10 protein-coding genes are annotated in these 8,667 nt (G+C 73.8%); 5 read left to right on the top strand and 5 right to left on the bottom strand.

What is annotated here, in order from left to right; genetic code table 11:
• The 4 genes from B9G49_RS15050 to B9G49_RS15035 form a co-directional block, all read left to right on the top strand.
• A partial coding sequence (locus B9G49_RS15050; protein WP_086216915.1) for a DHHA1 domain-containing protein occupies positions 1-1,151 on the top strand: 1,151 nt, incomplete at its 5' end.
• The gene (locus B9G49_RS15045; RefSeq protein WP_086216917.1) at positions 1,148-2,203 is read left to right on the top strand and encodes an AIR synthase family protein; all 1,056 of its coding nucleotides are present in this window, start codon (positions 1,148-1,150) and stop codon (positions 2,201-2,203) included. The genes B9G49_RS15050 and B9G49_RS15045, both read left to right, overlap by 4 nt.
• 98 nt (positions 2,204-2,301) lie before the next feature.
• Positions 2,302-3,474, top strand: a complete 1,173-nt coding sequence (locus tag B9G49_RS15040) for an acyl-CoA dehydrogenase family protein (RefSeq protein WP_049930144.1) — start codon at positions 2,302-2,304, stop codon at positions 3,472-3,474.
• Positions 3,471-4,064, top strand: a complete 594-nt coding sequence (locus tag B9G49_RS15035) for an HAD family hydrolase (RefSeq protein ID WP_198943845.1) — start codon at positions 3,471-3,473, stop codon at positions 4,062-4,064. The genes B9G49_RS15040 and B9G49_RS15035 overlap by 4 nt, the downstream gene beginning before the upstream one ends.
• A gap of 25 nt (positions 4,065-4,089) precedes the next feature.
• On the opposite strand, the gene B9G49_RS15030 is transcribed toward B9G49_RS15035, so the two are convergent.
• On the bottom strand, positions 4,090-4,449 hold the full coding sequence (locus tag B9G49_RS15030) for a DUF5822 domain-containing protein (RefSeq protein WP_086216914.1): 360 nt from the start codon (positions 4,447-4,449) through the stop codon (positions 4,090-4,092).
• A 135-nt stretch (positions 4,450-4,584) separates the two neighbouring features.
• Here B9G49_RS15030 and panB point away from each other — a divergent pair, with 135 nt between their 5' ends.
• Positions 4,585-5,391, top strand: a complete 807-nt coding sequence (panB, locus tag B9G49_RS15025) for a 3-methyl-2-oxobutanoate hydroxymethyltransferase (protein WP_086216913.1) — start codon at positions 4,585-4,587, stop codon at positions 5,389-5,391.
• Between the two features lie 20 nt (positions 5,392-5,411).
• Here panB and B9G49_RS15020 read toward each other — a convergent pair whose 3' ends face one another.
• The 4 genes from B9G49_RS15020 to B9G49_RS15005 form a co-directional block, all read right to left on the bottom strand.
• The gene (locus tag B9G49_RS15020) at positions 5,412-6,287 is read right to left on the bottom strand and encodes a CPBP family intramembrane glutamic endopeptidase (protein WP_049930147.1); all 876 of its coding nucleotides are present in this window, start codon (positions 6,285-6,287) and stop codon (positions 5,412-5,414) included.
• Positions 6,288-6,447: 160 nt separating this feature from the next.
• Positions 6,448-7,044, bottom strand: coding sequence for an NUDIX hydrolase (locus B9G49_RS15015; protein WP_086216912.1), 597 nt, complete (start codon positions 7,042-7,044; stop codon positions 6,448-6,450).
• Between the two features lie 72 nt (positions 7,045-7,116).
• Positions 7,117-7,551, bottom strand: a complete 435-nt coding sequence (locus B9G49_RS15010) for a hypothetical protein (RefSeq protein WP_049930149.1) — start codon at positions 7,549-7,551, stop codon at positions 7,117-7,119.
• 51 nt (positions 7,552-7,602) lie between these two features.
• A partial coding sequence (locus tag B9G49_RS15005) for a DNA polymerase IV (protein WP_143414723.1) occupies positions 7,603-8,667 on the bottom strand: 1,065 nt, incomplete at its 5' end.

Below are 8,667 nucleotides of genomic sequence, written 5' to 3'. Positions count from 1 at the left end.
TCCTCGACGAGACGTACTTCTACGCCGAGTCCGGCGGCCAGCCCGCCGATCGGGGGACGCTCGACGGCCACCTCGTCGACGACGTGACCGAACGGGGCGGAGACGTGGTCCACGCCCTCGACTCCGACGCCGACCCCGACCTCGCGCCCGGCGACGAGGTCACGGGCTTGGTCGACGACGCGTTCCGGACCTACTGCGCCCGCGCACACACCGCCTCCCACGTGCTGTACGGGGCCGCGCGCCGGATCGCCGAGGACCTCGGCTACGCCGGCTTCGACATCTCCGAGACGAAGGTCCGCGTCGACCTGACGACCGCCGAGCCGTTAGACGACGGCGACCTGATCGAGTTAGAGCGGCTCGCGAACCGCGCCGTCTGGGACTCGCTGCCCGTCTCGTGGGCGACCCACTCGGCCGAGGCGGCCCGAGATGTCGACGGGATCGCGTTCAACACGAAAACGGAGGAGGGTGCGATGAGCGGCGGCGCGGTCCGGGTCGTCACCGTCGGCGACGCCGACGACCCCTGGGACGTCGCCGCCTGCGGCGGGACCCACGTCGAGAACACCGCGGATATCGGGCCGATCGCGGTGCTGGACCGGTCGAACCCCGGCGAGGGCGTCACCCGCGTCGAGTTCGCCGTCGGCCCGACCGCCATCGACGAGCTCGGCGCGGTCCACGCCGCCGCGCTCGACGCCGCGACGACGCTGGACGCGCGCGTCGGCGACCTCCCCGACGCGGTCGACCGCCTCCGCGAGGAGGCCGACCGGCTGGAGGCGGACCTCCGCGAGGCGCGCGGGGACCTGCTCGCCGCCCGCCTGCGCGACCTCCCGACGACCGAGGTCGACGGCGCGCGGTGGGCGGTCGGGACCGTCGACGACGCCGACCCGAACGAGCTCCGGGAGCCGGCGACCGCGCTCGTCGGCGGCGACGCCGACGCGGACGACGGCCCCGACGCCCTCGCCGCGATTGGCGCGGGTGACGCCCCGTTCGTCGTGGTCGCGGCCGCGGAGGACACGGTCGTCGACGCGGGCGACATCGTCGGCGCGATAACCGCCGAGTTCGGCGGCGGCGGGGGCGGCGGCCCGACGTTCGCGCAGGGCGGCGGCCTCGACGCCGACCCCGCGGCCGTCGCGGCGTGGTTCCGGAAGCGATGACGGGCAAGCTGGGCCCCGACGCGCTCGCCGCGGCGCTCGCGGCGACCGGCGCGCCAGACGCCGCGGTGGCGCAGGGGCCGGCCTACGGGGAGGACGCGGCCGCGATCGACCTCGTCGACGCCGCCGAGACGCTCGTCGTCGCGGCCGACCCGCTGTCGCTCGCGGCCGAGTCGGTCGGGACGCTCGCGGTCCACGTCGCCTGTAACGACGTCGCCGCGAGCGGGGCCGACCCGCGGTGGCTCACGCACACGCTCTTTTTGCCCGACGGCGATCCCGACCGCCTCCGGACCGTCGTCGACCAGGTCGACGCGACGGCGCGCGAGCTCGGGTGCGCGGTCGTCGGGGGCCACACCGAGGTGCTCGACGCGCTCGACCGCCCGCTCTGCTCGATGACGGCGATGGGGACGACGGACCGCTTCGTGTCGAGCGGCGGGGCTGAGCCGGGCGACCGCCTCCTTCTCACAAAGGGGGCGGCGATCGAGGCGACGGCGATCCTCGCGACCGACTTCCGCGAGGAGTGCCGCGCGGCCGGCGTCCCGGCCGCGACGCTCGACGCCGCCGCCGGCTCCCTCGACGAGGTGAGCGTCGTCCCCGACGCGGCCGCGGTCCGGGACGCCGCGACCGCGCTCCACGACCCGACAGAGGGGGGCGTCGCGACCGCCCTCGTCGAGATGGCCGCGGCGAGCGACTCGGTCTTCGCCGTCGAGCGCGACGCGGTCCCCGTCCACCCCGAGACGCGCGCCTGCTGCGACGCGCTCGGCGTCGACCCGCTCGCGACGTTCGGCTCCGGCGCGCTGCTGGCCGCGGTCCCGCCGGACCGGGTCGACGACGCGCTCGACGCCCTCGACGCGGTCGGGATCGGCGGCGCGGAGATCGGCTCGGTCGAGGGGGCTGCGGGCGACGCCGCGGGCTCGGGCGACGCCGCGGACTCGGGCGACGCCGCGGACCCGGCTCGCTCCGCGGGAACCGTCCGAATCGACGGCGAGCCGCTCGCCGAGCCGCCCCGCGACGAGCTGTACCCGCTGTGGGAGGCGCGCGAGGCGGAGGAGTAGGCGCGTCACCGGCGCCGGTGCCGAAGCCGTCCGGGACGCCGGCTCGGGCGGTCCCGCCGATCGCTCACCTTTTTCGGTGAGGGACCGAAGTCGGTGACATGACCGGAGCACGCGTCGGCTCGGCGCTCACCGACGAACAGCAGGCGGTCCGCGACCTCGTCGAGGAGTTCGCGGCCGAGGAGGTCCGACCGACTGCGGCCGAAGCCGACGAGACGGAGACGTTCCCGGAGGACGTGTGGGACGGGCTCGCGGAACTCGGCCTGACGGGGCTGACGGTCCCGGAAGCGTACGGCGGGTTCGGCGCGGGGAAGACGACGTACGCGGTCGCCAACGAGGCGCTGGCGCACGGGTCCCTCGCGGTCGCGACGGCCCTGTCGGTCCACTGCCTCGCCACCTCCTGTATCGCCGAGTTCGGCAGCGAGACCCAGCGCGAGACGTGGCTCCCCGAGATGGCGGAGACGGGCCGCCCGGTGGGCATGTTCTGTCTCTCCGAGCCGCACGCGGGCTCGAATCCCGCGGAGATGTCGACGACCGCGACGTACGACCCCGAGACCGACGAGTACGCGCTCAACGGCGAGAAGCAGTGGATCACGAACGGGAAGCGCGGCGGCGTGGCCGTCGTCTTCGCGAAGGTCGACGACGAGGCGCACGACCCCGACGACGACGCGATCACGCAGTTTCTCGTCCCCGCCGACACCGAGGGGTTCGAGGTCGGCAAGAAGGAGGAGAAGCTGGGCCTCCGGGCCTCGGACACGACCGGGATCACCTTCGACGACTGCCGCGTCCCCGCCGCGAACCGGCTCACCGAGCCGGGGAAGGGGCTCTCCGCCGCGTTCCGGACGCTCACCGAGGGCCGGATCGGCATCGCGGCGCAGGCGGTCGGCGTCGCGCAGGCGGCGCTCGACGAGGCGAAATCCTACGCTGAGGAGCGCGAGCAGTTCGACCGACCGATAAGTGACATCCAGACGATCCGGCACAAGCTCGCGGAGATGTCGACCGACGTGTCGGCGGCGCGGCTGCTCGTCCGCGAGGCGTGCCGGCAGGCGGAGGCGGGCGAGGACTATCGCGTCGCCGCATCGAAGGCGAAGTACCGCGCCAGCGAGGCCGCGATGTCGGTGACGAACGAGGCGATCCAGATCCACGGCGGCTACGGCTATACGACCGAGTTCGACGTCGAGCGCCTCTACCGCGACGCGAAGATCACGGAGATATACGAGGGGACGACCGAGGTCCAGAAGACGATCATCGCCCGCGGGGTGTTCGGCGAGTGACCGACGGTGACGGGTCTCAGTTCGCCGCCTACGACGCGGTCGTCTACGACCTCGACGGGACGCTCGTCGAGCTCGCGGTCGACTGGGACGCGGTCGCCGACGCGGTCCTCGACGTGTACGCCGAGCGCGCCCTCATCCCCCCGACTGAGGAGCTGTGGGGCCTCCTCGGCGCGGCCGACGAGTACGGGATCCGGGCTAAGGTCGAGGAGGCGATCGCGCTCCACGAGCGCCCCGGCGCCCGCAAGTCGACCCGGCTCCCGCTCGGGGACCGACTCGCGGCCGCGACCGCGGACGACGAGTCCGCGGACCCACACCCTCCGGCTGGCGTCTGTTCGCTCAACTGCGAGGACGCGTGCCGCATCGCGGTCGAGACGCACGGCCTCGGCGACGCGCTCGTCTCGGGCGCGATCGTCGGCCGCGACACCGTCGGAAGCCACAAGCCCGACCCGGCGTCGCTGCTCGCGGCGATCAACCGCCTCGGGGAGGCCCCGGAGGACACCCTGTTCGTCGGCGACTCGCAGAGCGACGCGGTCACCGCCGAGCGCGGCGGCGTCGACTTCGCATGGGTCTCGGAGCTGCTCGCCGAGTAGCGACTCGCACCGCGCCGCCCGCGGGTCAGTCGATCTTCTCCCCCTCGTCAGTCTGTTCGTCGGTCGGCTCGGTAGACTCCGGCTCGGCGTCTCCGGCGTCAGCGTCGGCGTCCCGTTCCGCGCTCGCGTCGGCGTCGCTTCCAGAGCTGCCGTCGCCGGCCTCGGCGCGCCGCGCGTACAGCGCGACGGCGACCGCGGTGACGAACCAGATGGGCGCGCCGACCCGGACCGCGAACGCGGCGCGCGCGCCCCACGTCTCCAGCGTCACGAGCGTCGACAGCAGCGCCGCGGCGGGCGCGCCGACGAGGATGGTGACGACGAACGTCGTCTGCATCACCCACGCGTAGTCCACCCCCTCGTACTCGGCCCGCTCGACTGGTTGCACGCGACCGACTCGGCGGCCGAGCGGCAAATCGGTGGCGGTCGGCGGCGGTACCGGGGTCGCGCCGCCGCCCGGCCGCGCCGCCCCGCCTTTCCGGTTCCCGACGATTTTACGGCGTCGCGCGGGTGACTCCGAGGTATGACCACGACGCGGGGACTGCGGGAGGGCGACGATCCGATCACGATGTTGACCGCATACGACGCCCCGACGGCGGCGATCGTCGACGAGGCGGGGATCGATGTCGTCCTCGTCGGCGACAGCATGGGCAACGCCGCCCTTGGCTACGACTCCACGCTCCCCGTCACGCTCGACGAGGTGGCGAGCCGGACCGCGGCGGTCGCGCGCGCGACCGGGGACGCGCTGGTCGTCGCCGACATGCCGTTCCTCTCGTTCGGCGTCGACGAGGCCGAGTCCGTCAGCAACGCGGGTCGACTCCTAAAACAGGCGAACGCGGACGCCGTGAAGATCGAGAGCGGCCCCCACACCGTCGACACGACCCGTCGCATGACCGAGGTCGGGATCCCGGTGATGGCGCACCTCGGCCTGACCCCGCAGCACGTGAACCGGCTCGGCGGCTACACCCGACAGGGGACCGAGCAGGACGCCGCCGAGGAGATCATCGACCTCGCGGGCGCCCACGCCGACGCCGGGGCGTTCGCGCTCGTGCTGGAGCACGTGCCGGCGAACCTCGCGGGCGCGGTGACCGAGGCGCTGGATATCCCGACGATCGGCATCGGCGCGGGCCCCGACTGCGACGGACAGGTGCTCGTGATCAACGACGCGGTCGGGCTCGGAGAGTGGTCGCCGCCGTTCGCGAAGCAGTTCGGCGACGTGCGCGGCGAGATGGTCGACGCCGTCGAGGCGTACCGGGATGCCGTGACGAGCGGCGAGTTCCCGGCCGAGGAGCACTCGCACGTCGAGGAGGCGCTAGAGGACCTGTACTGAGGCCGCTCGATCGTCCGGGGTCAAACCGGGAAGAACCCCAGCACCGTCGGCAGTTCGTTCGGGTCCACCTGCGTCACGGTGACGTAGAGGACAGTGAAGATCACGGCGTTGTGGAGGCCGTGGAGCAGCGCGGGGACGACGAGGTTCTCGGTGTACTCGTACACCGCGCCGAACACGAGGCTCGGTACGAACAGGATCGAGATCGTCGTCAGGCGCGCGGAGAGCCCGCCGGTCAGCGCCATCACGTGGATGGTCGCGAAGATGGCGGCCGCCAGCGCGATCGACGGGGCGGCCGGCAGCGACTCGCGGAGGCGCCCCTGAACGACTCCCCGGTAGAGGATCTCCTCGCAGGGCCCGATGACGAGGAACGACGCGGCGACGAACAGCGGGATGATCGCCGGATTCCCCATCGCCAGCTCCGCGCTCTGGTTCGCCGCGGTCTCCGTCCCGAGCAGCTGGACGATCGTCGAGACCACGAGGATCAGGATCAAGATCACGACCCAGCTGCCGAGGACGATCCCGATCTCCTTGAGGCTCGGCACCCGGACGCCGAGGTACGAGACGATCCCCTCGCGGTCGAAGCCGCGCCACGCGAGGTAGCCGACCGCGAGCCCGCCGAACGCGACGTACTGGCCGAACACCAGCGTGAGGACCACGCTCGCGACGAGCGAGAGCCCCCCGGTCAGCGAGTCGATCGCGAAGACGGCGACCCCGCTCGCGAGCGCGATGACCGGGCCGAGGACGCCGAGGAGGAGGGCCGTCGCGACCGCGACGCCCGGAGAGCCGGCGCCCCCGCCCGACCCGTCCGCGTCGCCGACGGCGTCCGGCCCGACGTCGTCGAACTCGTCCGAGACGCCGCCGTCCGTGGCCCGGTCGCCGCTGGAGGGATCTGTCATTGCCCCGCGTAGGGGCCGCCCGGCAAAATGGTTGTCCGTGTCGGAATCGACGACGGCGCGGTATCGTTCCGAGACGGCGCCGGTGCGATATCGCGCGGAGACGGCGGCGCCACGACGCCGTGCCGAAACGGCGACGGCGCCGAAGGCGGGTCCCGACCGCCTACTGGTGGAGCAGCTCGTACCACAGCACCGCGGTGACGGCCCGCCCGTCGCGCAGCTCGTCGTCGACGACCGCGGCGAGCAGGTCGTCGTACGGCACCGTCTCGACCGCGATCGACTCGTTGTGGTCCAGCTCCCGCTCGGCGGTCGGCTCGCAGCCGGTCGCCAGCACGTGGTGGTGGACCGCGTTCGCCATCCCGTTCGTGGGCTCGACGGTCGTCAGCCGCTCGAACGCGTCCGCCTCGTACCCCGTCTCCTCGGCGAGTTCGCGGGCCGCGGCGCGCTCGACCGCGGCGGTCGTCGGCTCTCGGCCCGCGGGACCGCCGTCCCCCGCCGCCCCATCTTCCGGCTCCATCGTCCCGGCGGGAATCCCGCGGTTCACCCGGCCGACGGCCTGTCGCCACTCGTCGATGACGACGACGTCGCCGTCGGGCGTCAGCGGCAGCACGACGACCGCCGGCGGCTCGTCGACGTAGTGGAACCCGTCCGTCTCGCCGTCCGGGAAGCGCACCTCGTCCCGGCGCACGTCGAAGCCGGGGCAGGCGTAGTCGATGTCGCTGTCGAGCGTCTCCCACGCGAGGTCGGCGGAATCGTCCATGGATCGCGGTCGTCGCTCGGGGCGTAAATAGCCGGCCGTCGCGCGTTCGATCCGGTCGCACGCCCACGCCGGTCACGCGGCGCGGACGCGGTCGACCGCGAGACGGCCGACGGTCCCGGCGACCCACGCGAGCGTCCCCAGCGCGAGGGCCTCGACCCCGACGAAGACGAGCCCGTCGAGTCCGAGGAGCGCGGCGACGCGCTCCGCGAGGGGCCGCCCGGGCAGGCCCAGCAGGTAGTGGTCGGCGTTGCTCCCGAGCAGCGCTCCGTAGACGGAGAGCCACGCGAGCGCGACCCCGGCCCCTCGATAGGCGAGGCCCGCGGTCACGAGGACGCCGAGGGCCGCGGCGTCGAACGCGAGGAACACCACCCCGCCGGCGTGAGCGAAGAGCCCCAGCCCGTAGGCGGCGAAGGAGACGACAAAGAGCAGCGGCGGCACGAGGAGTCGGTACCGGCGCGGCGAGCCGTTCGAGTTCGAGCCGAGGAGGACGCGACGAGCGAGGGACATGTCCCCGGATCGTTTCGGCCGCCCCATGAATCCACACGCGTCGGGCGCGGCTCACGACCAGTCGCCGAGCGACGCCTGTCCGTCCCCCGTCCGGCGCTCTGCCTCGTTCCCCGTCGCGTCGCCGTCCGCGGTCGGCTCCCCGTCTACCCAGTCGGTGAGCTTCCCGCCGTCGCCGTCGGTGCCGGCCGTTCGACCGACCGACCCGCGGGGGCGGTCGGCCGCGCCGTCGCTCCCGTCTCCCGGCCCGTCCCCCGGTTCGAATCCGCCGAGCGTCGCCTGATCCGTCTCGGCGAAGTCGAGCTTGGAGACGCGCACGCCCAGCTTGCGGACGCGGGTCTCGTCGAACTCGCCGAGCAGGTCGAGCGCCACCTCCTCGACGAGGTCGGGGTCGTCCACGGGACCGGGCAGGCTCCGGGCGCGGGTGTTGACGTCGAACGGCGGCTCGACCGCCTTGATCCCGATTGTGCGGTAGAGGCAGCCGCGCTCGCGGGCGCGGCGGGCAACGTCCGCGGCGAGCGCGGAGACGGTCTCGCGCTTGGTCGGCTCGTCGGCGGTCGTCGGGAGCGCCGACTCCCGCGAGAGGCTCTTGGGGAGGCCGGTCGGCGTCACCTCCCGGTCGTCGTCGCCCGCGGCGCGTCGGGAGAGCTCCGGCCCGCGCTCGCCCAGCTCCGCGGCGAGCCGGTCGCGGTCGGCCGCGGCGAGGTCGCCCGCGGTCTCGATGCCCAGCTCCGCCAGCGTCCCCTCGGTCACCGGGCCGACCCCGTGAACGTCGGCGGTCGGCAGCGGCGCGAGGAACTCCGCGACCGACCCCGGCGGCACGACGACCAGCCCGTCCGGCTTGTCGGCGTCGCTGGCGACCTTCGCGGCCGACATGTTCGGCGCGACGCCGACGCTCGCCGGCACCCCGGCCTCCCGCTCGATCCGGTCTTTCACGTGGCGGGCGTATCCCTCGGCGAGCGTCCGCGCCTCCGCGGGGCCGGCGGCCCCGCTCGGCGGCGGGTCGGTAGAATCGTCGCCGTCGTCCCCGTCACCGCCGTCGCTCGGACTCCCGCCGCCACCCCCGGCGACCGCCCACGAGGTCCGGGCGGTGGCGTCCGGGGTCGCCCTGTCGATCCT

It is taken from the genome of Halorubrum sp. SD683 (assembly GCF_002135045.1).
GTDB classification, from domain to species: Archaea; Halobacteriota; Halobacteria; order Halobacteriales; family Haloferacaceae; genus Halorubrum; species Halorubrum ezzemoulense.
This window is presented reverse-complemented; position numbering and strand designations above follow the sequence as displayed.